We start from the raw sequence: 23,678 nt of genomic DNA, 5'->3' as shown, positions 1-23,678 counted from the left end.
AGCGAGCAAGGGAACACACTTGTTTGACATCGCATCGACGTTGGTTGGCCTAACACGAAGATCCATCCAGCTCGTGGAGGTAGCTCATGCCCGAGGAGAAAACACGCAGAGCCGTTGCCCGTGATAAACGTCAGGGTAAGGCGCCAAGCACCCAAGCCGGTGAATTCATTCGCGAGGAGATCGAGCATGTGCGCGAAGGCAGGCACGGCGCACGCTCGGCCAGGCAAGCCATCGCCATCGGCCTTTCCAAAGCGCGCCGGGCCGGCATTAAGGTGCCGGTGAAAAAGACCGCAAGCCCGTCGATCCGCAAGAAAGCCGCCGCCGATGAGCGGGCCGCGCAGCACCCGCACGCGCCCTCTGCCCGACGCTCACGCGCGACAGAGGATGCTTTGAAGCGGGAGGGATATGCGGCGGTATCGCATAAAGCGCTCTCGGCGCAGGCGAAGCGCAGCGCGGCCGAACGCACGGCGGTATCGCGCTCCGCCGCCGCGAAAAAAGCGGCGCGTACAAAAGGTGCGGCGGGGCGTTCGGCGGCGGCTAAGAAGGCGGCCAGGACGCGCAAGGCACGAGGCCATTGAATGGCTCGCAAAGGGCGGAGCGGTCATGGGCAGTCCCGCCATAGCCCCTGCGTGAACTTACACCGGCGTCGCCTGCGGCCAGTCGCCCGTGTGAAACATCAGCGATATGGGCTGATAGGCATCTCTGGACAGCAGGGTGAACGCCCTCTCGGGCGTGAGCTGTAAATAAAGCGAAGTGGTGACCGCGCGAAGCATGGCCGGATTCTTGCGCACCCGCCGCGTGTAGGCGCGCAGATCGGCATGCTGGAAGCGCTCATCGAAATCGGGCGTGTCCATCAGCGCCTGCAGCCGGCGGAAATTGGGAATGTCGGCGGGTTCGATGCGCCAGTAACTGGGGCGATGACGGAACGACCAGATCGTGCGGTTGGAGAAGGCGGGGACGAGGTTGAGAAAGAAGTTCTCAGGACACACCTGGGACGATCTCGGCTGCAGCTCGATGGTGAGACAGGCGTGCTTGATCAATACCTCCTTGGTGGTGAGCACGCCGATGCGCAACCCGTACGGGTCGGCGCTGCAAAAGTCGTGGCGATGCATACGGCGGGTACGCCGCGTGAAAAGTTTCAGGTCGATCGTCGGCACGTTCAAGACAGGGCGCTCGTCGGGGCTATCCCACACAAGACGTCTGTGGCCGGCAGAAATGAAACCGGCATTGGGCTCTCAGAAGTTGTAGGTGCCGCTGAGCAGAAAAGTGCGCCGGCGCTGCAGCGGCACGAAACTCTCGTTGAAATTCACCCCGTGCAGGCGACGGTCAAACAGATTCCTTACGCCGAGCGTCAGGCTCCAGTCCCGCGCCTGGTACGACAGACTGGCGTCCATGCTGGCCTGACCGGGGATGTCGAAGTAATCACCGGTATTCCAGTTCATACCTACGCTGCGGCTGCGCGCAGTGATGCCGCCAGCCACGCCCCAGCCCTGCCACGCACCGGAGGGAACGCGGTAGCTGGCCCACAGGCTCAGGCGCTGGTGCGGCGCGCCGGTGGCCAGGGTGCCGTCGCGGTTGCGGATGCGTGCGTCGGTGTAGTTGGCGGTGATGTCGGTACCTGGCGCCACCTGGCCGGTGAACTCCACTTCGATGCCTTTGTTGATCTGGCCGGGGCCGGGCATGGCGAAATAGGGTGGGTCCGAGGTCACCAGGTCGGTGCTGCGGTCGAGCGTAATGCGGTACAGAGCAGCGGACAGGCGCGCGCGGCCCTGGAACAGGCTGAACTTGGTGCCGAACTCGGTCTGGCGCGACGAGGCCGGACGCAACGGTTTGCCGTTTTTGCCCAGCAAGGTGTCCGGCTGAAAGCCCGAGGCGAGGCTGCCGTAAAGCGAGACATCCGGCGTCAGCTTGTACACCACGCCGGCATTGGGTACCCAGCGCGTCTTGCGCAGGTTCTGCGGATTGCCGTCGGCATCTTCGGTGTTGAGCTGATACGACGAGCGCCGCATTGCCAACAGCACGTTCCAGTGCTCGCCGATAGCGATCTGATCCTGCAGGAACCAGCCGCAGTCGGTCGTCCATGGGTTGGAGGAGTCGCGCGTGCCACTGCTCATGTCGAGCACTGACTGCACTGACGGCAACCGCGCGCTGGTGAAGATGTTGTAAGGCGTGCCGGCGATCTGGAAAAAATCGGTGCTGCTACCGATCTTGGTGCGCGAGTAGTCGAAACCGATAACGACGGTGTGCTCGAACATGCCGTGCGAGAACACGCCGGTAAGGTCGTTCTGCAGCGTGTAGTAGTTGTCCGAGTAGCGGTAGCTCTGAGCGATAGCGGTGATATCGCCCGAAGGCATCGGCGAATCGAAGATCCAGCCCTGGATCCGCTTGGACTGATGCGCGTACTGGCCTCGGCTGCGCCACATCCATCCTGTGGCGAATCGATGCTCCAGCGAATACGTGAATCGATTGGTGCGCAGCAAAGAGTGATCGCGCGGGTTGCCCAGCAGCAGTCCGTCCGGCGAAGCCGTGGCAAGGCTATCGCCCAGCAAGACGCTGTAATCAGGCACTGGCAGACGGTGCGCGATGTATTGCAGGCCAGCGATAAAACGGGTGCTGTCGTTCTGCCAGCCGATGGATGGGGCGAAGTAGGCACGGCGGTCGCCGTGATAACCCTGCTCGGTGCGATCGGCATATTCGCCGGAAAGCACCATGCGGTAGCTCAGGTGTGGGCTCAGCGGTCCGGCCAGATCGAGGCCGGTCTGGGTATCGCCATGCGGGCCCAGCGCAAAGCTCAATTGTTGTAGCGGGCGGCTCTGCGGTTTTTTCATCACCACGTTGATCAGGCCGCCGAAATTATTGTCGACCGAGAGGTCGCCGAGGATCGATTCCGGTCCTTTCAGCACTTCGATGCGTTCCACGCCAATCAGCGGCGGAAAATCGCCCAGCCCCGACACGCTGTTGGGCATGCCGTCGGTCATGCCATTGCCGGTATAGAAACCGCGGATCTGGAACAGCGGCACGCCATCGTTACCTTCGATGCCTTGCACGCCAGCGACGTTGCGCACCGCGTCGGCCACGGAGCGGAGCTGTTGCGAGTCGATCAGGTCACGCGTAACGATGCTCACCGATTGCGGCACATCGGCCAGCGACGAGATGGTGCGCGTGGCGCTGTCGCTGATGTCGACCATATAGCCTTCGTCGCTGCCCAGTAGCGCCATCGATCGCACGGTGGAGAGCAGCTTGGCATCGCCCATGTCGGCCTTCAGCGCGGCCACGGTTTCCGGGCGCGGCGCCGGCGGGCGTACCGCCCAGCGCGGACGCACCACCACCGTGCCCGCATCGATGAACTCGTAGTCCAGATCGGTGCCTTGCAGCAGCCGGGCCAGTGCGGCGTCGACCGGCAAGGTGCCGTTGACGCCTTCCGAACGCAGGTTCGCGCTGGTGCCGCCTGCGGTCAGCAGCTGCACGTTGGCTTGCATACCGAACGCGATCAGGGCCGAGGGCAGTGGCAGCGCGGGAATCGCGAAGGCCTTGCGCGGCAGAGCGACAGCCGCACGCACTGAAGCATCCGGAGCACCCAGGGCGACCGAGGACAGCGAAAGACAGCCGCAGATGACCAGCACGACCCCACGGCTCATAACATGCACAACACCCAGGCGAAAAATCTGATTTTTGCATGGTGCTGCGACGAATGTCAGTGCTATGAGGGCGCTTTGAAAAAACCATCTTTGCTCGTCATTCCGGCGAAAGCCGGGATGACGGGCTAGGTGGCGAGTTTTTCGAAGCATCCATGCGGTGGGTGAGGTTACGTACCGGTCACCGCGAGGGTTACCCGAAACTTACGGCGAGGATTTGCCCTGCGCTCGCGACAACACGATCTGGTCTGGTGTGGCCTTCACCTGGACCGGGAGGACCTTCGGCAAGGCATTGACCCAGTTGTCGATGGCGTCGGTCTTGATACTGCCGGTGAAGGTGAGCGCTTCCAGGCTGCTATCGACGATGTGTAGCGGGCGCGGGCTGTAGCGGTTGATGTTGGCCACCACCACGTCGAGCGGTTCGTCGATGAACTCCAGGCGATCGTCGCGCCAGGCCGCGGTCTGCTCCGGCGCGATATCGCCCAGGTGCAGAGCCGCAGTGGCCGGATCGAAAAAGATCCGCTGGCCGGCGCCCGCTTCCAGCGCTTTCGGGTCGGGCCGCCTGGACGACTTGTCGCTGACCTGCACGCGCCCCTGGCTGACCGCTACGCTCACATGCTGTCCCGTGCGACGTACATCGAACGCCGTGCCGATATCGCGGATTGCCAGCGCGCCGGCCGTCACCAGGAACGGGCGCGCATCAGGCTCGATCTGGAAGAAGGCTTCGCCTTCGTTCAATTCGACCCGCCGTTCCTTGTGGCTGAAGTCGGCCGTGAGCCTGGACGCGCCGCCCAGGGTTACCTTGGTGCCGTCGGGCAGAGTGATCTCTTCCTTCTGCGCCACCGCGCTGACGTACACCTTGTTGCTCAGCTCGCCCTCGTAACGCAGGGTCCAGGCCACGTAGCCCACCAGTGCCATCAAAGCCACCGACGCCGCGGCCGTCATAGCCACCACGGCAAGTGGCCATCGGGACCGACGGCGCGGGGCCGAAACGGGGCGGGCGAATTCGCTGATGAAACGCTGCCGGGTCAGCTCATCCAGGTTGCCCAGCTGCATGCCGAGCGCGGTGACGCGCTCGAAGGCTTCCATATGCCGCGGATCCAGCAACGTCCATTCCAGCCACTGTTCGGTGACGTCGTCGCTGACGTTATCGGTGTTGTTGCCGGTATCGCGCAGGCGCGTCCACCAGTCAGCCGCGGCCAACAGGGTTTTGTCATCAAGGGGAATCGGGGTCTCGGCCATTACGGCATCTCCAGGTCGCCGACCCGCGCGCGGCAATAAGCCAGCGCATGGGTGACGTGGTAGCGCACCATGCGCTCACTCAGTTTCATGGTCTGCGCGACCACGGCGAAATCGCGTCCTTCGATCACATGCATGACGAACGCCTGGTGGGTTTTTTCCGGCAGCTCCCGCAATGCCTCACGGATACCGCGCCATTGTTCAGTGGCGTATGCGTGGCGCTCGGGCACGGGTACGCCATGCCAGATCTCTTCCGGCAGCTGTTCCCGCGCGGCATCGCTGCGCACCTTGTGCATGCGCAGCCGATCCACCGCCAGATTGGAGGCGATGCGGAACAGATAGGCGCGCAGCGAGCCGATCTGCTCGGGGCGATCCAGGGTGAGCATGCGCATGAAGGTTTCCTGCGCGACCTCCTGGGCGTCGTGTACCGAATTGAGCTTGCACTGCAGGAAGGCGATCAGCGCGCGGTTGTGCTCGCGGAACAGCTCGGCCACCTGCGCGGCATACCCGGGCGCAGCGTCGTCAATGGTTTTTTCTAGCTTGTCCACAGTGCTTCCGGACGGCTGTTGTTGAACGACCGGGGGGAGATCGGGTCATGCGCCGAAGCATACGCGCTGTGCCTGGGCGTGGCCTGGCCGAGTGCGTCGGCAAGCAGCCGTTCGGCCTCGGTACGCAGCGCTTCGCGCCGGCGGAAAGCGGAGCGATGCTGGCTGGATACTTCAGCCTCGGTCTTGCGCCCGGGCGAGGCGGGCAGAACATACCAGCCGCGCCGAACCGGCATGCCTTTCTGCTCTTGCCAGAACGCATCGTAGTCCGCCTCAAACTTGCGGCCGTTGCGGCGCAGCGGGTGCGCGGCATTACTGATGGCGCAGATCCGTTCGATGCCGTGGTGGCGTGCGAACGCGTAGGCCAGGTAAAGCAACAGTTGTTTCGGACGCAGGCCATGCAGCTGACGTGTGAGGTCGCGCACGATCTCCCGGCTGTTTTCGCCGTCCGGGCCCTGGATGCAGCCGATGGCGAGGGTGGGGCGCTCATCGATCACGGTAATGACCATGCGATACACCGGTCTGTCGTCGGCCAAGCTGAGCTGGATGCAGAGCTCGCCTTCGCAACCCATGGCGATGGGCGGGCACAGCGCGATCTTCAGCGGGCTGCCATCCTTCAGGCGGATCTCGCCGAGCGGTGCGTTGCCGCGCAGGTAGATCGCCTGGAACAGCGGCCGCGGCAACGTCGCCAGCGCGAACCGGTAGTGCTGGCGGACGGTGCGCAGGCGTTCGCGCCGGCTCCATGACAAGTTGATGTAGCGATGGAAATGCCGTTCGAGCAGGCGCGCATCGCGACTCTGGTAGGCGCGCATATCTGCGTTCTCGTAGATAAAGTCGAGGTGCCGCATGTGCTGCAGCGGCATGCAGAGCGTGCGCAGGACATATTTTGCCGACGTGAGCCGGCGATCCAGCCGCACGCCCAGCCAATCCGGTCGATGGCGCACCGAACGCAGATAGTTGGCCGCGGTACGCACCACCGGCCAGGCCAGAAAAGAGCGAAACCTTTGCGCGGCCGCTTCCTGCAAGGCGGCCGTAAAGGTGAGGTCCGTATCGATGGCCCGGATGCCAGGGCTGTGGTCGGGTCTGTTCAAGGGAGTAACGCTCGCCTGGGACTATGACCCTTTAAGACGTGCGTGAGCCCGGAAATTGAAATGGCCCGGCGCTATTGGCCCGGCCATGCGATCAAACGGGCTCGCGCGGTGCTTTCAAGGGGCTGGCCCAGGCTGCGGCGGGGCAGGGATCGGCGTAAAGTGGACGGTTCACCCCCGCACCCATCGGAGCCGGCAACAATGGCACGTCACAAACCGCTTCCGCTTTACCGCAACATCGGCATCATCGCGCACATCGATGCAGGCAAGACCACGACCACCGAGCGTGTCCTGTACTACACCGGCAAGAAGCACCAGATTGTCGACGTGCACGACACCAAGGACGGCAAAGGTTCCACCACTACCGATTACCTCGAGCAGGAGCGGAAGCGTGGCATCACCATCCAGTCGGCCGCAGTGTCGACCGAGTGGAAAGGGCATCAGATCAATGTGATCGACACGCCCGGGCACGTCGACTTCACCATTGAGGTGAACCGCAGCCTGCGCGTGCTCGACGGTGCCGTGGTGGTGTTCGACGGCGTTGCCGGCGTGGAGCCGCAGACCGAGACCAACTGGCGCCTGGCCGACCAGTACAACGTGCCGCGCCTGTGCTATGTCAACAAAATGGACCGCATCGGTGCCAACTTCGCGCATTGCGTGAAAGGCATCCGCGAACGCCTCGGCGCCAACGCACTGCTATGCCAGGTGCCGCTAGGAAGCCATGACGAATTCATTGGCATGGCCGACCTGGTGGCCGGCGTCGGTTATATCTGGCAGGGCGACGACAAGGACAGCCCATGGGAAACCGTGCCGCTGGACCAGATTGCCACCCATCCAAAGGCCCAGTTCTCTGCCGTCGCCGATCGCGAATGGGTCGCCAACCTGCCCAAACTGCGCGACGAGACCATCGAGCGTGCATTGGAAATGGATGACGTCGCGTTCGACAAGCTGCTTCACGCGGGTGACGTCGAGACCTTCGTCAACAGCAGCGACTTCAGCCTTGACCTGTTGAAGCGGTGCGTGCGCAAGGGTTGTGTATCCGGCAAACTGGTGCCGGTGTTCTGCGGCTCTTCCTACCGCAACAAAGGTGTACAGCAGCTGCTGGACGCCGTGATCGACTACATGCCGTATCCGGGCGAAAACGGCGGCATCGCGCTGGTGGACGAGGATGGCCACGTGACCGGCGAACAGGGCGTGGTGGATGAAGCGCCAGCGCGCGTGCTGGCCTTCAAGGTGATCAACGACCAGTTCGGCACGCTGACGTTCTGCCGCATCTATTCCGGCGTGATCAAGAAGGGCGATACCTTGCTCAATGTCACGCGCGGCAAGAAGGAGCGCGTGGGCCGCATCGTGGAAGTGCAGGCCAATGCCACCAAGGAAATCGACGAAGTGCGTGCCGGCGACATTTGCGCCTTCGTGTCGCTAAAGGAAACCGAGACCGGTGATTCGCTGACCGATCCGGCGCACCCCGTGTTGCTGGAGCGTATGCGCTTCCCCGACCCGGTGATCAGCGTGTCGGTAGAGCCGAAGAACCGCAATGACATCGACAAGCTTTCTACCGCGCTCTACAAAATGGCGAAGGCTGATCCCTCACTGAAGCTGGAAGTGGACAAGGAGACCGGCGAGACCGTGCTCAAAGGCATGGGCGAGTTGCATCTGGAGATCACCATCGACCGCATGCGCACCGAACTGGGTGTGGAAGCCAGCATGGGCAAGCCGCGCGTGAGCTTCCGCGAGGCGTTCGGCAAGACGGTGGAGCATACCTACACGCACAAGAAGCAGTCCGGCGGTTCGGGCCAGTTCGCGGAGGTAAAGATCATCTTCGAGCCGGGTGAGCCGGGCAGCGGCGTGGTGTTCTCCGACGAAGTCGTCGGCGGTCGTGTACCGCGCGAATATATTCCTGCCGTGGAACATGCCGTGATGGTGGAGTCGCGCGAAGGCCAGATCGCCGGCTACGAAGTGCTCGACTTCAAGGCGCGGCTGGTGGACGGCAAATACCATGACGTCGATTCGTCCGCACTCGCCTTCGAAATCGCCGCCCGTGCGTGCTTCCGTGAAGCGCAAAAGCTGTCCAATCCCAAGCTGCTGGAACCGGTCATGAAACTGGAGGTGGTCACCGAAGCCGATTATCTCGGTGACGTGATCGGCGACATCAACCGCCGTCGCGGTTCGATCAGCGACCAGGGTCAGCGCGGCACCAACGCCTTCGTGCAGGGTTTCGTGCCGCTGGCGGAGATGTTTGGCTACATCAACTTCCTGCGTTCGGCCACCAGTGGTCGCGGCACCTTCACCATGGAGTTCGACCACTACGAAGAAGTGCCGGCAAGCATGGTGGCCAAGTTGATGGAGAAAGAGGGCAGCAAGTAAACGGGCGAGTCCCGCAGCGCCGGCAACCCGCAAGGGTTGCCGGCGCTTTTGTTTTAACCGGCGTCCTTTTGCGGCGCCGAACCGGCCAGGAACATCTCGACGGCGCGTTTGCACATGCGCCGGATCGTCGGCAGCGCGATGGGTGCCGGATTGCGCTGATACATGCGCGGAGTGGTTTCGGCCGTGATGAGTGCCAGCAACTGGCGAGCGCTCAGCAGAGCGTCGCCACGTTGCAGCAAGCGCAGGCCCATCGACTTCTGCAGCAATCTGGCCAGGGTCACGATGCACTCGTCCGGGCCTGCCTGATGAAACAGTTCGCCCACGTCGGAGCGCCCGGCTTCCGCAATCACCACCCGATTGATGGCGATCGCCTTCGCGTCGTTGGTCAGTACCAGCAGGATCTGCTCCGCGAAACGCAGTAAGGCCGCCTTGAGTTCCGCCTTGTCCTTGACCGTCGCCGGCAGCGCCTGCGTGGCTTCCGCGAGGTGGTCGGTGGCGAACGAGCGCACCACGGCGACGAAGAGTTCTTCCTTCGACGGAAAGTACCCGTAGAGCGTGGCTTTTGACCCGCGCAGCCGTTTAGCCAGCTCGTTCATCGACGCGCCTTCATAGCCGAATTCCTGAAACAGCGTGGCCGCCGCCTCGATGATCGCTTCGCGCTTGGCTTCGGTTCGGACTTTCATACGGGCTCCATAAGCGAACCCAACTGTACATTTTTCTTGACGGGAACGAAAATCCCTCTCTATGATTAAAACCGTACCGTACGGTTTCATTATTATGCGGTATGACCGGAGACCCGCTGGTCGTCGGGCGTTCTATCCCTCGCTATCGCGCCGCCGTTCCCGGCATCGCGGTAGCCATCGTTTCTGAAGAAAACAGCGAAGCGGCCCAGCAGCGTGTGTTGTCACGCGCTGACAGGGACGTGTTTGCCTTCACTTAGCTCAATCAATCTGGGAGCCATCGAATGAAAGCTTCAACCGCGTTGCGCCAGATGGCTACGGCAGCCATCTGTCTTGCCTTGGGGGCCTGCGCCACCACCCGTCCGGTCAATTACACCGGGCTGGAGTCCTCGCCCGAACTGCAGCCGAACCCCAGCGACTCCTCCGGTCGCGTGCCTTACGCCTATACGACCGAAGTGGATTGGCATCGCTATGACAAGGTCATTGTCGAGCCGGTGACCATCTATCGGGGCCCGGACAACCAGTTCGAAAAGGTCTCCGAGCAGGACAAGCAGGACCTGGCCGACTACATGCGTACCAAGTTTGGCGAAGCGCTGTCGTATCGCTTCAGTCTGGTGAACCGCCCGGATCCGCGAACGCTGCTAGTGAAACTCACGCTGACAGGGGCCAAGGCCACCAAGCAGTTTGTCGGCACGGTGACCAAGTTCGATCTCGCCGGCGGGCCGTACAACGTGGTGCAGTCGATTCGCGGCAAAGAAGGCGCGATGTCGGGCTCGGTGAGCTATGCGGTGGAGATCTACGACGCCTCCAGCCACCGCCTTCTTAATGCGTATATCGCAAAGCAATATCCCAATGCCATGAACGTCAAAGCCACGTTCGGTGCGCTAGGCGCGTCAAGAACCGGCATCAAGAAAGGTGCGGAAGACCTGATGGCGCGGCTGGACTGACACATCAACGTCGATGCAAAACAACGAAGGGCGCCGCATCGGCGCCCTTCGTTTGGACGTCTAACAACGATTGGATCGGATTACCGGATCAGCGCACACCGCCGCCGGCATACAGCTTCTCGCCGGTCAGCCAGTACGAGTCGTCGGAAGCCAGGAACACCGCGATCGAGGCGATGTCGTTCGGCTGGCCGATGCGGCCCAGCGGGGTCTGCGAGACGGCCCAGGTTTCGAAATCGGAACCGATAAAGCCGGCCGAGTGAGTGCCTTCGGTTTCGACCATGCCCGGGTTCAAGGCGTTCACGCGGATCTTGCGTGCGCCCAGTTCGCGCGACAGCACAGCGGTAATGGCATCCACCGCGCCCTTGGTGGCGGTGTAGACCGAGCCGCCGGTGGGCGCGATGCGCGTCACCAGCGAGCCGATGTTGATAACGCTGCCACCTTCGCCCAAATGCTTGGCCGCGGCCTGGGTGGTCAGCAGCAGGCCGAGCACGTTGACGTTGAACTGCTTGTGATAGTGCTCCTCGGTAATCTCCTCGAGCGGCGCGAACTCATACACACCCGAATTGTTGACCAGCACATCAAGCCGGCCGTACTCCTTGACCGCCGCATCGATGATGGCCTGCGCGTCGGCCGCCTTGGAGACGTCGCCCTGTACGGCGATGGCCTTGCCGCCAGCCGCGTTAATGGCGGCGACCACGCCATCGGCGCCCGCCTTGCTGGACGCGTAATTCACTACAACGGAGGCGCCTTCCGCGCCCAGCGACTTGGCGATAGCGGCGCCAATCCCCTTGGATGCGCCGGTAACGACGGCGACTTTGCCTTTGAGCTTGCTCATGACTTGTCCTGTTTGCGAGGGAGAGTAGGGAGGGTGTACTTCAGTAGTTCGCAACATATGAACTATAGAACTAAGAGTCAAGGGGCGATAACATGACGGCATGAAACCCCTGGTCCACCCATCGATCGAGGACGTCACCATGGAGGGCATCCTCCATGCGCTGTCCGACCCCGTGCGCGTGGCGATCTATGCGGAGATGGCCGGTTCGAAGTGTGCCCAGACCTGTTCTACCTTCCTGCAGATCCGCGATCGCAACATTCCCAAGTCCACGCTTTCGCAACATTTTCGCGCGCTGCGCGAGGCCGGCCTGATCCGCAGCGAACGGCACGGCGTGGAAATGCACAACACCACGCGTTGCAAGGAAATCGAGCAGCGCTTTCCCGGCCTGCTACCGGCCATCATGGGCGCGTACAAAGCGCAGTTGATGGAGCGTCAACGGGTGGCAAAACGGAGAACGGCGGCCGCGAAAACCAGGGTTGGCTGAGCAAACCGAGGAGCACACCATGGCATCGCGTCCCGAGACACCCATCTTGCCCGGTTCCGTAATGCTCCCGCTTCCATGGCGGCGGCCATGAGCCAGATCGGAAAGCCTCCCTGCGATAGCGGCGTCATCCTGCACGGCGAGGCGGCGAGGCCTTGTTCGGCGCCTTCTCGGTATTGGACGCTGGTCGCGGCGATTCTCGGTTCCAGCCTGGCGTTTATCGACGGCACGGTGGTGAATGTTGCGCTGCCGGCCATTCAACGAGAGCTGGGCGCCACCACGTCTGATGCGCAATGGATCATGGAGTCGTATGCGCTGTTCCTGGCATCGCTGCTGTTGGTGGGCGGTGTGTTGGGCGATCGCTTCGGGCGCCGGCGCATCTTCATGTTCGGCATCGGCCTGTTCACGCTGGCATCCGTGGGTTGCTCGCTATCGGCGGATGTCGGCCTGCTCATCGCGGCGCGCGCGGTGCAGGGCATCGGCGCGGCGCTATTGGTGCCCGGCAGCCTCGCGTTGATAAGCGCCACGTTTCCGCAGGCTGAGCGCGGTGCCGCGATTGGCACCTGGTCAGCCTTCAGCGGCATCACGGCGGCGATCGGGCCGGTGATCGGGGGCTTTCTGGTCGACCATTATTCGTGGATCTGGGCCTTCCTGGTAAACGTGCCTGTCGGTGCTTTGCTAATGCTGATCTGTGCGGCCAAGGTTCCCGAGAGCCGCGGAGCGGACAGCGGCGCCGTCGATGTGGCAGGTGCCGTTCTGGCGACGATCGGTCTGGCGGGCGTCGTATTTGCGCTGATCGAGGCGCCGTCCCGCGGCTGGCTCGCGACGCCGGTATGGAGCGCCGCCGCCATCGGCATCGCCGCACTGCTGATGTTTGTGCGGATAGAGGCGCGTAGTGCGGCACCTATGCTGCCGCTCGGACTGTTTCGCGAACGCAACTTCGCCGGTGCCAATGTATTGACCTTGCTGCTTTACGCGGCGCTGGGCGGAAGCCTGTTCTTCCTGCCGCTCAACCTGATCCAGGTGCAAGGTTACGGCGCTACGTCGGCCGGGGCCGCCCTGTTGCCGTTCATTGCCATCATGTTCCTGCTGTCGCGCTGGGCGGGGACGCTGGTCGATGTGTTCGGGCCGAAGCCTCCGCTTGTTATTGGTCCGGTGATCGCTGCCATCGGGTTCGCTTTGTTCGCGTGGCCATCGATCGGCAGCTCGTATTGGATGGCTTTCTTTCCCGCGATATGCGTGCTCGGGCTCGGCATGAGCATCACCGTGGCGCCGCTCACCACCACGGTGATGAATGCGGTGGGTCCCGATCTCGCCGGCACCGCGTCGGGCATCAACAATGCGGTTTCGCGCACCGCGGCGTTGCTGGCGATCGCCCTGTTCGGCGTCGTGCTGACCCGAGTCTTCGACGTGAGGCTGGCCGATGAACTCACGCGCCTGCACGCGCCTTCGGATGTACTGTCGTCGGTGATGGCGCAACGCCAGAAACTCGCAGGCATCGCGATTCCGGAAGGCTATCCGGACGGGGCCGCGGTGAAACACGCCGTTGGCCTGTCCTTCGTGGCCGGTTTCCGCTGGGTCATGCTGGTTTCCGCGGCACTCGCATTACTGAGTGCGATCAGTGCGTGGATGATGATCCAGGGAGAAATGCGCTGGCGTCCGATAAAAGGAAGGGGCCGGGCGCTTGTATCCGGCCATGCATCCGCAGGTTAGTTCAATGCCGTGGCCTTGGCGGCCAGGCCATCATTTCTGGAAGAAAGTTGCGCTGAACATCGCGGCCAGCGCGGCCTGAGCGTTCTGGTCGGGCAGCTCGTTCGGCATGCAGGCATTGAAGAAGCGCATGCCGTCGATCAGCGACATGGTGCCGAAGGCCAGGTCAGCGGCCGGAGCAGGCGGGGTCTTTTTCATCATGGCGCAGAACTGCGTGATGAAATACGCAATGACGTCGCGCTTCTCCAGGCACAGCGCATTGAAGCGCGTGCGGAACTTGGTATCGCGCAACGCGTGCAGGCGGGCCTCGGCCCATAGCGCGAAGTTGTTGTCGTCGCGATAGCACTCGGCATAGAACACCGCCAGCTGCGCCTGTGTGTCTTCGATCGATAAGCCCGCATCCAGGATCTGCTGCAGCTGATTCTGGATGTCGTCGTGGTCGCGCTTCAGCAGCTCGATGAACAGATCGGTCTTGCTGGTGAAATTCGAATAGAACGCGCCGCGGGTATAGCCGGCGCGTGCCGCGATGTCTTCCACGCTGGTCGCCGGCAAGCCCTTTTTCGCAATGATCACCGCCGCCGCGTCGAGCAGGCGCTGGCGGGTCTGGTCGCGGCTTTCCTCGCGGGTAAGTCGCTTACGGGGCAGGGTTTTACGGGACATGCGCGCATCCTAGCACGAGGTGACAAATGTCATCATTTGGATTCTTTGTTGAATTCAGATACAACTGTGTATTAGTGTTCGGCACTGAATCCCCGGCGGGTGCGCCTGCGCGCCCGTCCTCCCCAGGAGCAACCCATGACTCAGCACCATCATTCCGGCCCGGGCGGCCTGCGGCTTCGGCCGTTGCGGCTACTTGGCACGACCCTGGCGGTCGCCGTCTTGTCCGCCTGCGGTGGCAAAGCGCCCGAGACCGAAGCGGCGCGGCCGGTGATCGCGCAGCCGGTCGCCACCGCGGACAGCGCACAGGCGCTGCGCTTCCCCGGCGAAATCCACGCGCGTTACGAGATGCCGCTGTCGTTCCGCATCGGCGGTCAGTTGATCGCGCGCTACGCGCACCTGGGCGACACGGTGAAGAAAGGCCAGCCGCTGGCCCGGCTCGACGATGCCGATGCGAGCAAGACCCAGGCCTCGGCCCAGGCGGCACTCGACGCCGCCGAACATCGCCTGGTCTTCGCCACCCAGCAGCGCGACCGCGATGAAGCGCAGGCAAGGGAAAACCTGATCAGTCGGCTCCAGCTGGAACAGACCCGCGACGCCTATGCCGCCGCGCTCGCCAGCCGCGATCAGGCCAGGCAGCAGCTCGCGCTGAGCCAGAACCAGTCGCGCTACACCACCCTGGTGGCCGACCGCGACGGCAGCATCACGAGCGAGCAGGCCGAAGTCGGGCAGGTGCTTGCGGCCGGCCAGCCGGTGTTCGGCTTCGCCTGGTCGGGTGAACGCGATGTGTTCTTCGACGTGCCGGAGGATCGCTTGTCCGACGTCGCGGTAGGGCAGGTGGCCACGGTGAACGTGCTGGCCTTGTCCGGCAAGCCGATCGCCGCGCGTGTGCGCGACATCTCACCCGCCGCCGATCCGCAGGCACGCACCTATCGGGTCAAGGCATCCATCGACGAGCCTGGCGCGCAACTGCGCCTGGGCATGACCGCTGACGTGGCGCTCGCACCAGCGGCCAACCAGGGCAAGTCGGTGCGATTGCCGGCCACCGCGCTGTTCCATCAGGGCGAAAAGACCGCGGTGTGGGTCGTGCGTGCCGAAGATTCCAAGCTGGAGCTGCGCCCGGTCAGCGTGCTGCGCTATGGCGAACGCGACGTACTGGTGAGCACCGGCCTGAACGCCGGTGAGCGCGTGGTGATGCAGGGCGTACACACCGTTACCGCAGGCGAGAAAGTGCAGCCGGTGACGCCGCCGCATCCGGAGGACGCGCCGCTATGAGTTCGCCCACACAGAATTCCTCCGGGCACGAAGAAGGGCGCTTCAATCTCTCCGCCTGGGCGCTGCGCCACCAGTCGCTGGTGTTCTTCATCATGATCATGGTGGCGCTGTTCGGCATGCTGTCGTACAGCCGCCTATCGCAGTCGGAAGATCCGCCGTTCACCTTCAAGGTGATGGTGATCCAGACCATGTGGCCCGGCGCCGACGCCAAGCAGGTGCAGGAACAAGTCACCGACCGCATCTCGCGAAAACTACAGGAAACGCCGTCGATCGATTTCCTGCGCAGCTATTCGCGGCCCGGAGAATCGCTGATCTTCTTCAATATCAAGGATTCGGCGCCGGCTTCCAGCGTGCCGGATACTTGGTACCAGGTACGCAAAAAAGTCGGCGACATGGCCGCCCAGCTGCCGCAAGGCGTGCAGGGGCCGTTCTTCAATGACGAGTTCGGCGACGTCTACACCAATATCTATGCGCTGGAAGGCGACGGCTACACCCCGGCGCAATTGCACGACTACGCCGACCAGCTGCGCACTGAACTGCTGCGCGTGCCCGGCGTGGCCAAGGTCGATTACCTCGGCGACCAGAACCAGCGCATCTTTATCGAGATGCCGAATGCGCGGCTGTCCAAGCTCGGCATCAGCCCGCAGCAGATCGCCCAGGCGATCAACCAGCAGAATGCGGTCGCCGCGGCCGGTGTCATTACCACCGCCGACGATCGCGTATTCGTGCGTCCCACCGGCCAGTTCAACGATCTGGATGCGCTGAAGAACACCTTGCTGCGCATCAACAACCAGACGCTGCGCCTCGGCGACATCGCCACCATTCGCCGCGGCTACGACGATCCGCCGAGCCAGCAGATGCGCTTCATGTCGCAACACGTGCTCGGCGTCGGCATCACCATGCAGCCGGGCGGCGACGTTATCCAGCTCGGCAAAGCGCTGGACAAAGCCACCATCGATTTGCAGAAGCGCCTGCCGGCCGGCCTGAAACTGGCTGAAGTCACCAGCATGCCGCATGCGGTCTCGCATTCGGTCGACGACTTCCTGGAGTCGGTCGCCGAGGCCATCGCCATCGTGTTGCTGGTGAGCCTGCTCAGCCTGGGTTTCCGTACCGGCATGGTGGTGGTGATCTCGATTCCGTTCGTGCTGGCGGCGACCGCGCTGTGCATGGAGTTGCTCGGCATCGGCCTGCACAAGGTCTCGCTGGGCACGCTGGTGCTGGCGCTCGGCCTGCTGGTGGATGACGCGATCATCGCCGTGGAAATGATGTCGGTGAAACTGGAGCAGGGCTGGAGCCGGGTGCGCGCCGCCGCATTCGCCTATACCAGCACCGCGTTCCCGATGCTTACCGGCACCCTGGTGACCGTCTCGGGCTTCCTGCCGATCGCACTGGCCAAGTCGGGCACGGGCGAATACACGCGTTCGATCTTCGAGGTCTCCGCCATCGCACTGCTGGTGTCCTGGCTGGCGGCGGTGATTCTGATTCCGCTGCTGGGCTATTACATGCTGCCCGAGCATCACGAGCGCGCGAAGCCGGGCAAGGAATGGTGGGCTCGTGTGCTGCCTCAGCGCTGGAACGACGCGCGCGCCGCCAAGGCCGCCGCCATCGTGCATCACGAAGGCGATATCGAGATCTACGACACCACGTTCTATCGGCGTTTCCGCGGCTGGCTGGACTTCTGCCTGCGTCACCGCTTCCTGGTGCTGGCGTCGACGGTCGCGCTGTTCGTGATCTCGCTGGCTGGTTTCGGCCTGGTGCCGAAGCAGTTCTTCCCCAGCTCGGACCGCCCTGAGTTGCTGGTCGATCTGCGTCTGCCAGAAGGCGCTTCGTACGACGCTACACTGACTCAGGTAAAACGACTTGAGGCCGCGATCAAGGACCGCAAGGAAGTCGCCAACTACGTCAGCTTTGTCGGCAGCGGCGCGCCGCGTTTCTATCTGCCGCTGGACCAGCAACTGGCGCAGCCCAACTTCGCGCAGTTCGTGATCACCGCCAAGAATATCGAGCAGCGCGAGCAACTGGCGCACTATCTGGACGGCATGCTGCCGCGCGAGTTCACCGCCGTGCGCACCCGTGTGAGCCGGCTGGAGAACGGCCCGCCGGTCGGCTTCCCGGTGCAGTTCCGTATCAATGGTGACGACATCGCCACCGTGCGCGGTATCGCCGAGCAAGTTGCTGCAGTGATGCGTGCCGACTCACGCACCAAGGGCGTGCAGTTCGACTGGGACGAGCCGGCCGAGCGTTCGGTGCGCTTCGAGATCGACCAGATCAAGGCGCGCCAGCTCGGCATCAGCTCGCAGGACGTTGCCAACTTCCTTACCATGTCGCTGTCCGGCACCACCGTGAGCCAGTACCGCGAGCGCGACAAGCTAATCGCCGTCGACTTGCGTGCACCGAAGGGCGACCGCGTCCATCCCGATCAGATCGAACGGCTGGCCATACCCACGCCCAGCGGCGCCGCGATTCCGCTGGGCCAGCTCGGCAAAGTCAGCTATGGATTGGAATATGGCGTGATCTGGGAGCGCGACCGCCAGCCGTCGATCAACGTGCAGTCTGATACACGTAACGGCGCGCAGGGCCTGGACGTCACCAACACCATCGACAAGCAGCTGGACGAGGTGCGCAAGCACTTGCCAGTCGGCTATCGCATCGAAGTCGGCGGTTCAGTAGAGCAGAACCAGAAGGCGCAGGGTTCGATCAATGCGCAGATGCCGCTGATGATGATCGCCGTGCTGACCCTGCTGATGATTCAGCTGCAAAGCATCGGCCGCACCTTCATGGTGGTGCTCACCGCACCGCTGGGCCTGATCGGCGTGATCGCCTCGCTGCTGGTATTCCACCAGCCGTTCGGCTTCGTCGCCATGCTTGGCACCATCGCCATGCTCGGCATCATCATGCGTAACTCGGTGATCCTGGTGGACCAGATCGAGCAGGACATCCAGGCGGGGCATCCGCGCTGGGAAGCGATCGTCGGCGCCACCGTACGGCGTTTCCGCCCGATCACGCTCACTGCCGCGGCGGCGGTACTGGCTTTGATCCCGCTGTTGCGCAGCAACTTCTTCGGTCCGATGGCGACCTCGCTGATGGGTGGTATCACCGTCGCCACCGTGCTGACCTTGTTCTATCTGCCCGCGCTGTACGCCGCATGGTTCCGTGTGCGCGCTGACGAGCCGCGGAAGGAGATCGCCCCATGAACTACCTGAGCATGAAACATACCGCGGCGGCCGCCATGATCGCCGCGGCCCTGGCTGGCTGTTCGTTCGCGCCACCGGCCAAGCCGCCAGCTTCGCCGTCGCCGGCCAGCTACACCGTCGAGCCCGTGGCGGATCACAGCACCGAAGCAGGCGGCGTAGCGCAGCGCTTTGTCCCGGGCGCGCGCGCCGTGCCGGAGTGGTGGCGCTCGTATGGTTCGGACACGCTCAACGGCTGGGTCGACGAAGGCTTGCGCAACAACCCTTCGCTCGATGCCGCGAAGCACACCCTGGAAGCCGTGCACCAGCAATTCCGCGCCGAAGTCGGCGATGCCCTGCTGCCATCGCTGGATGTGGGCGGGCAGGGCAGTCGCCAGCGCGCGCTCGGCACGCCCGTGTTCGGGCCGCCGACCAATCTCTATAACGTGTATGCCGGACAGTTGAATCTGAGCTATAACTTCGATCTGTTCGGTGCGGCGCGCTACGGCGTGAGGGAGGCAGCGGCGCAGGTCGATCTGCAGTCGTACGAGTTCGATGCCGCGCGGCGCACCCTGGCGGCGAATATCGTGGTGACCGCGATCAATGCCTCCGCCCTGGCCGAGCAGGTCACCGCCACCGAGCGGCTGACCGCACTCGCGCGCGAACAGGCCGAGCTCACCGCACGCGCTTACAAGCTCGGTTCCGCATCGCATGACGATCTGTTGAGTGCACAGCAGAACGCGGCATCGCTTGACGCTTCACTGCCGCCGCTGCGCACCCAGGCACAGCGCGCGCGCCACGCACTGGCGACTCTGCTCGGGCGCACACCCGATCAGGCGCCCGCAGCCTTGCCCTGGTCGCAATGGCACACCCCGCCAGAAGTGCCGGTGAGTGTGCCTTCGGACTTGCTGCAACAACGCCCGGATGTCCTCGCGGCCGAAGCCAGCGTGCATGCCGCCTCCGCGCAGGTCGGTGTCGCCACCGCCAATATGTTCCCGCGTATCTCGCTGTCCGCTTCGCTGGGTACTGGCGCCTTCAAGACGGCCAACCTGTTCACTGGCGCTGGTGAGGTGTGGAGCGTCGGTGCCGCCTTCGCCCAGCCGCTCTTTCACGGCGGCGCGCTGCGCGCCCAGCGCAAGGCCGCCATCGCGAATTACGACGCTTCCGTGTCGCAGTACAAACAGACGGTGCTCAACGCTTTTCAGAACGTCGCCGACTCTCTGGTCGCACTGAACCAGGATGCGCAGGCTTTGCAGTCCGCTCAGTCTGCGGCCGCGGCCGCGCGCGAATCCTTCGACCACAGCCAGGCCCGCTACAAACTTGGCGCGGTGTCGTATCCGGTGACACTTGCCAGTGAACAGCGCTGGCAGAACACGCGGCTGTCGGATATCCAGGCCACCGCGGCGCGGCTCAGCGATACCGCTGCGCTGTTCCAGGCGATGGGCGTCCAGCCGTCCGAAACACCTTTGGCGAAGGATTGAGAACGACGACACCCATAGTCAGTTTGACGCAAGCCTGCGGCCTCTCTTTCGCCGAAAGAGAGGCCGCAATGTCAACGTGGTGTGCACGACTGGCGCTTCGCACTAGCGAGGATGGTGTAGGGGAATTCTCTAAATGATCACCAGCGCACACGTCTATAACTTTCAACCGATGGGATTGTGCGATTGCGCCGCGCATACTCCCCCGGGTCGCCGCCCAACCCCTTGATCCAACGGATATCTCACCGTCTGGTGGCGATGACCTGTCACGGCTCGATAGGCTCCAGGGAGGAGCGACGATGTCGGTCATGCTCGGCCACTCCAAAGCATTTCTGCTGATGCGTACGCAGTTGCATCGGTATGCCGGGTGCGACGTGCAAGTGCTGATCGAAGGCGAGACCGGAACCGGCAAGGAACTCGCCGCGCGCGAGATCCACTACGCCAGCGACCGGCGCGAGCGGCCCTTTGTACCGGTCAACTGCGGCGCACTGCCGGACAATCTGATCGAGAACGAACTGTTCGGTCATGAGCGCGGTGCCTACACCGACGCCAAGAGCGCGCAACCGGGCCTGATTGACCACGCGCGCGGCGGCACACTGTTTCTCGACGAAGTCGATGCGTTGTCGAGCAAGGCGCAGGTCACTCTGCTGCGCTTCCTCGAAAACAACGAATACCGGCCGGTCGGCGGCGGCGCGGCGCGCATCTCAAGTGCGCGTGTGATCGCCGCGACCAATAGTTGCCTGAATGCGCAAGTTGCCGCCGGTCTGTTCCGCCGCGACCTGCAATACCGGCTCAACGCCTTGCACGTCCGCCTGCCGCCGCTGCGCGAACGCGCGGGCGATGTGCTGATGCTCGCCGAACATTTCTTGCTGCTGGTGGCACAGCGGCTGGACGGACCCGCCAGGCAATGGACGCGCGAAGCCCTGCAGGTACTGGAAGCACACCACTGGCCAGGCAATGTGCGCGAATTGGAGAACGTGGTATTGCGCGCCTACCTCGGCACCGAAGGTGCGCTGGTCGATGCCTCGATGCTCGGCGACCTGATCGTCGCCACGGAGCCGGATGACACCCTCGAGTGTATTGACGCGTGCACCGATGATGAGGGCCTGCACTATCTGGCGGCCAAGCATCACGCCATGCATACATTCGAGCGCAGCTATCTGGTGACCTTGATGAAGCGCGCGCAAGGCAATATCAGCGCCGCGGCGCGTCTCTCCGGCACCGAGCGGCGCCAGCTCGGCAAGCTGCTCAAGAAGCACGGCATCGCTACGGCGCAGTTTCGCTTTCAGAGCTAGCTGCATCGTTGTAGCGGTGCAATGCGGGGCCTGATTGCGTCGAAGCTTAGCTACGCCTCACTGTCGTCATTCCGGCGAAGGCCGGAATCCAGTTAAGTACGCGTGCGAAGCACACGAATTCTATGTCGAGTGCTTCGCACTATTCATTGGACTGGATTCCGGCCTTCGCCGGAATGACGACAACTAGGCGCAACTCGGACCCGATGCCAATCAGCACACCGGGTACCCGCGAACCCACCCGCGCACAAGAAACCGGGTCAACTCTCACCCGGCGCCGCGCACGCATCGCGCGCAACTCCATCACTGACGCCATTCCTTCACGCACTCGCCGCTGGCACGCGTATTGCCTTAGACATCCCCGGACGTGGAGGTGTCGCATGAGTCATCAGCGGACCAACGACGAAGCCGACCGGCCGGAGGTAGAGCGCGCCGTGCTTGCGTATCTGGAGCGACATCCTGATGCGGCCGACACGCTCGACGGCATCGTCAGCTGGTGGTTGCCGCAACAGCGCTACGAGATCGAGCGCCAGCGCATCGAGCAGGCGCTTGGCCATCTGGTCGCGCTGGGTCGGCTGCGCTGCGATCGCCTTCCCGGCGGCGACGTGCTGTACGCACTGAATCGCTCCGACCCGCCGGCCGTGCATTGACCGACGCACCCTGACATTAACGAGGAAAACTGCCATGCCAGCCACCCTGAGTTATCCAGGCGTCTATATCGAGGAGATTCCCAGCGGTGTTCGCACCATCACCGGCGTGGCGACGTCGATCACCGCCTTCGTCGGCCGCGCGGCCAAAGGGCCGGGCGACGCGGACGGTCCGGTCACCATCAATAGCTATGGTGACTACGAACGCACCTTCGGTGCGCTCAATCCCGCGTACCCGATGGGTTACGCGGTGCGCGACTTCTACCTCAACGGCGGCGCGCAGGCAGTCATCGTGCGCTTGTACAAGGGCGACCCCAGCAAGGCGAAGGCGCAGTTCGCCATCACCAATCTGCCGCTGGAAGCCGCCTCGGCCGGCATTGGGGGCAATCAGTTGCGCGTGCGTGTGGACAATCACGTATCGGCCGATGTGGCCGCCTTGTACGGATTGACCGCTGCCGACCTGTTCAACGTAACCGTGCGCGACATGGCGAGCGGCACCCAGGAAAGTTTTCTCAATGTCAGCGTGAAAGAGAGCCCCCGTCGCGTCGACCGCGTACTGCTGGCCGGCTCATCGCTGATCCGCGTGGCGGCCAGTCTGAGCCTGCCAGCGAGCACGCCGCCGGCAGCGATGACCGATACGGTGCCGGCCGGCAAGACCGTGTGGGACCAGGACGGCACTTCCAGCGGTGTATCCACCAACGGCAATGACAGCGCGCCGCTCGACACCACTACCTACAACGGCGATCCGAATGCGAAGACCGGCATCTACGCCCTGAAGAAAGTGGATCTGTTCAATCTGTTGTGCATCCCGGCGGATGTACGCGGCGGCGACACCGACAATGCGGTGTACCAGACCGCGCTGGCCTTCTGTGTGGAGCGGCGGGCCTTGCTGGTCGTGGATGCACCCAGCACGTGGCTCAACCCCAGCACCATCGATGCGTCAAAGGTTTCGGGTCTCGGCCTGACCGGCACGGCCGCGCGCAACGCCGCGCTGTTCTTCCCGCGCGTGATCCAGTCGGACCCGGCGCGGCAGGGCCAGCTCGACACGTTTGTACCTTGCGGCATCGTGGCCGGCATCATGGCGCGCACCGATACGCAGCGTGGCGTGTGGAAAGCGCCGGCGGGACTGGATGCCGCGCTGAACGGCGTGCAGGGTCTCAGCGCCGTACTCACCGATGGCGAGAACGGCATGCTCAATCCGCTCGGCGTGAACTGCCTGCGCAACTTCCCGCTCAGCGGCCCGGTGGTGTGGGGCTCGCGCACCCTGCGTGGCGCCGATCTGCTCGCCGACGAATACAAATACGTGCCGGTGCGCCGCCTGGCGCTATACATCGAAGAGAGCCTGTTCCGCGGCACGCAGTGGGTGGTGTTCGAGCCCAACGACGATCCGCTGTGGGCGCAGATCCGCCTCAACGTGGGCGCCTTCATGCACAACCTGTTCCGCCAGGGCGCCTTCCAGGGCAAGACGCCGAACGATGCCTATTTTGTCAAATGCGATGGTGAGACCACCACGCAGAACGACATCAACCTGGGCATCGTCAACATCGTGGTCGGCTTCGCGCCGCTCAAGCCCGCCGAATTCGTGGTCATCCAGCTGCAGCAGATGGCCGGCCAGATCCAGACCTGAGGACA

19 protein-coding genes are annotated in these 23,678 nt (G+C 63.5%); 11 read left to right on the top strand and 8 right to left on the bottom strand.

Annotated elements, in window-relative coordinates; genetic code table 11:
* Positions 1-86: 86 nt before the first annotated feature.
* Complete coding sequence (locus BM338_RS15345) at positions 87-578, top strand: DUF6496 domain-containing protein (protein WP_090452161.1); 492 nt, start codon at positions 87-89, stop codon at positions 576-578.
* A gap of 57 nt (positions 579-635) precedes the next feature.
* On the opposite strand, the gene BM338_RS15340 is transcribed toward BM338_RS15345, so the two are convergent.
* The 5 genes from BM338_RS15340 to BM338_RS15320 form a co-directional block, all read right to left on the bottom strand.
* The gene (locus BM338_RS15340) at positions 636-1,163 is read right to left on the bottom strand and encodes a hypothetical protein (protein ID WP_090452159.1); all 528 of its coding nucleotides are present in this window, start codon (positions 1,161-1,163) and stop codon (positions 636-638) included.
* Between the two features lie 72 nt (positions 1,164-1,235).
* Positions 1,236-3,638 carry a TonB-dependent siderophore receptor gene (locus BM338_RS15335; protein WP_177229377.1) on the bottom strand — a complete coding sequence of 801 codons (2,403 nt, stop codon included), beginning with the start codon at positions 3,636-3,638 and terminating at the stop codon, positions 1,236-1,238.
* A 201-nt stretch (positions 3,639-3,839) separates the two neighbouring features.
* The gene (locus tag BM338_RS15330) at positions 3,840-4,877 is read right to left on the bottom strand and encodes a FecR family protein (protein WP_090452155.1); all 1,038 of its coding nucleotides are present in this window, start codon (positions 4,875-4,877) and stop codon (positions 3,840-3,842) included.
* Entirely contained in the window at positions 4,877-5,422 is a 546-nt protein-coding gene (locus BM338_RS15325; protein WP_090452153.1) for an RNA polymerase sigma factor, read from the bottom strand. Before BM338_RS15325 ends, BM338_RS15330 begins: the two co-directional genes overlap by 1 nt.
* A complete protein-coding gene (locus BM338_RS15320) occupies positions 5,410-6,510 on the bottom strand; it encodes a VirK/YbjX family protein (protein WP_090452151.1) in 1,101 nt (366 codons plus the stop codon). Before BM338_RS15320 ends, BM338_RS15325 begins: the two co-directional genes overlap by 13 nt.
* Positions 6,511-6,708: 198 nt before the next feature.
* On the opposite strand from BM338_RS15320, the gene fusA reads away from it, so the two are divergent.
* Positions 6,709-8,874 (top strand): elongation factor G, encoded by a 2,166-nt coding sequence (fusA, locus tag BM338_RS15315; RefSeq protein WP_090452149.1) that lies wholly within the window; start codon positions 6,709-6,711, stop codon positions 8,872-8,874.
* Positions 8,875-8,927: 53 nt separating this feature from the next.
* On the opposite strand, the gene BM338_RS15310 is transcribed toward fusA, so the two are convergent.
* A complete protein-coding gene (locus tag BM338_RS15310; RefSeq protein WP_090452147.1) occupies positions 8,928-9,557 on the bottom strand; it encodes a TetR/AcrR family transcriptional regulator in 630 nt (209 codons plus the stop codon).
* Positions 9,558-9,838: 281 nt separating this feature from the next.
* Here BM338_RS15310 and BM338_RS15305 point away from each other — a divergent pair, with 281 nt between their 5' ends.
* Positions 9,839-10,501, top strand: coding sequence for a DUF3313 domain-containing protein (locus BM338_RS15305; protein WP_090452145.1), 663 nt, complete (start codon positions 9,839-9,841; stop codon positions 10,499-10,501).
* Positions 10,502-10,589: 88 nt separating this feature from the next.
* Here the strand turns inward: BM338_RS15305 and BM338_RS15300 are convergent, their stop codons facing one another.
* On the bottom strand, positions 10,590-11,336 hold the full coding sequence (locus tag BM338_RS15300) for a glucose 1-dehydrogenase (RefSeq protein WP_090452143.1): 747 nt from the start codon (positions 11,334-11,336) through the stop codon (positions 10,590-10,592).
* A 139-nt stretch (positions 11,337-11,475) separates the two neighbouring features.
* Here BM338_RS15300 and BM338_RS15295 point away from each other — a divergent pair, with 139 nt between their 5' ends.
* On the top strand, positions 11,476-11,820 hold the full coding sequence (locus tag BM338_RS15295) for an ArsR/SmtB family transcription factor (protein WP_255367332.1): 345 nt from the start codon (positions 11,476-11,478) through the stop codon (positions 11,818-11,820).
* 87 nt (positions 11,821-11,907) lie between these two features.
* Positions 11,908-13,530, top strand: a complete 1,623-nt coding sequence (locus BM338_RS15290; RefSeq protein WP_090452138.1) for an MFS transporter — start codon at positions 11,908-11,910, stop codon at positions 13,528-13,530.
* A gap of 30 nt (positions 13,531-13,560) precedes the next feature.
* On the opposite strand, the gene BM338_RS15285 is transcribed toward BM338_RS15290, so the two are convergent.
* Positions 13,561-14,187: a TetR/AcrR family transcriptional regulator gene (locus tag BM338_RS15285; RefSeq protein WP_255367331.1), complete on the bottom strand. Its 627-nt coding sequence runs from the start codon at positions 14,185-14,187 to the stop codon at positions 13,561-13,563.
* A gap of 135 nt (positions 14,188-14,322) precedes the next feature.
* Here BM338_RS15285 and BM338_RS15280 point away from each other — a divergent pair, with 135 nt between their 5' ends.
* From BM338_RS15280 to BM338_RS15255, 6 genes are all read left to right on the top strand, one after another.
* Positions 14,323-15,459 (top strand): efflux RND transporter periplasmic adaptor subunit, encoded by a 1,137-nt coding sequence (locus tag BM338_RS15280; RefSeq protein WP_090452135.1) that lies wholly within the window; start codon positions 14,323-14,325, stop codon positions 15,457-15,459.
* Positions 15,456-18,653 carry an efflux RND transporter permease subunit gene (locus tag BM338_RS15275; protein WP_090452133.1) on the top strand — a complete coding sequence of 1,066 codons (3,198 nt, stop codon included), beginning with the start codon at positions 15,456-15,458 and terminating at the stop codon, positions 18,651-18,653. The genes BM338_RS15280 and BM338_RS15275 overlap by 4 nt, the downstream gene beginning before the upstream one ends.
* Positions 18,650-20,110: an efflux transporter outer membrane subunit gene (locus tag BM338_RS15270; RefSeq protein ID WP_090452131.1), complete on the top strand. Its 1,461-nt coding sequence runs from the start codon at positions 18,650-18,652 to the stop codon at positions 20,108-20,110. Before BM338_RS15275 ends, BM338_RS15270 begins: the two co-directional genes overlap by 4 nt.
* A 296-nt stretch (positions 20,111-20,406) precedes the next feature.
* Positions 20,407-21,402 (top strand): sigma 54-interacting transcriptional regulator, encoded by a 996-nt coding sequence (locus BM338_RS15265; protein ID WP_090452129.1) that lies wholly within the window; start codon positions 20,407-20,409, stop codon positions 21,400-21,402.
* A 377-nt stretch (positions 21,403-21,779) separates the two neighbouring features.
* Positions 21,780-22,049, top strand: a complete 270-nt coding sequence (locus tag BM338_RS15260) for a hypothetical protein (RefSeq protein WP_090452127.1) — start codon at positions 21,780-21,782, stop codon at positions 22,047-22,049.
* A gap of 34 nt (positions 22,050-22,083) precedes the next feature.
* A complete protein-coding gene (locus BM338_RS15255) occupies positions 22,084-23,673 on the top strand; it encodes a phage tail sheath family protein (RefSeq protein ID WP_090452125.1) in 1,590 nt (529 codons plus the stop codon).
* Positions 23,674-23,678 lie beyond the last annotated feature (5 nt).

Source organism: Dyella sp. OK004 (assembly GCF_900114495.1).
Classification (GTDB): Bacteria; Pseudomonadota; Gammaproteobacteria; order Xanthomonadales; family Rhodanobacteraceae; genus Dyella_D.
This window is presented reverse-complemented; position numbering and strand designations above follow the sequence as displayed.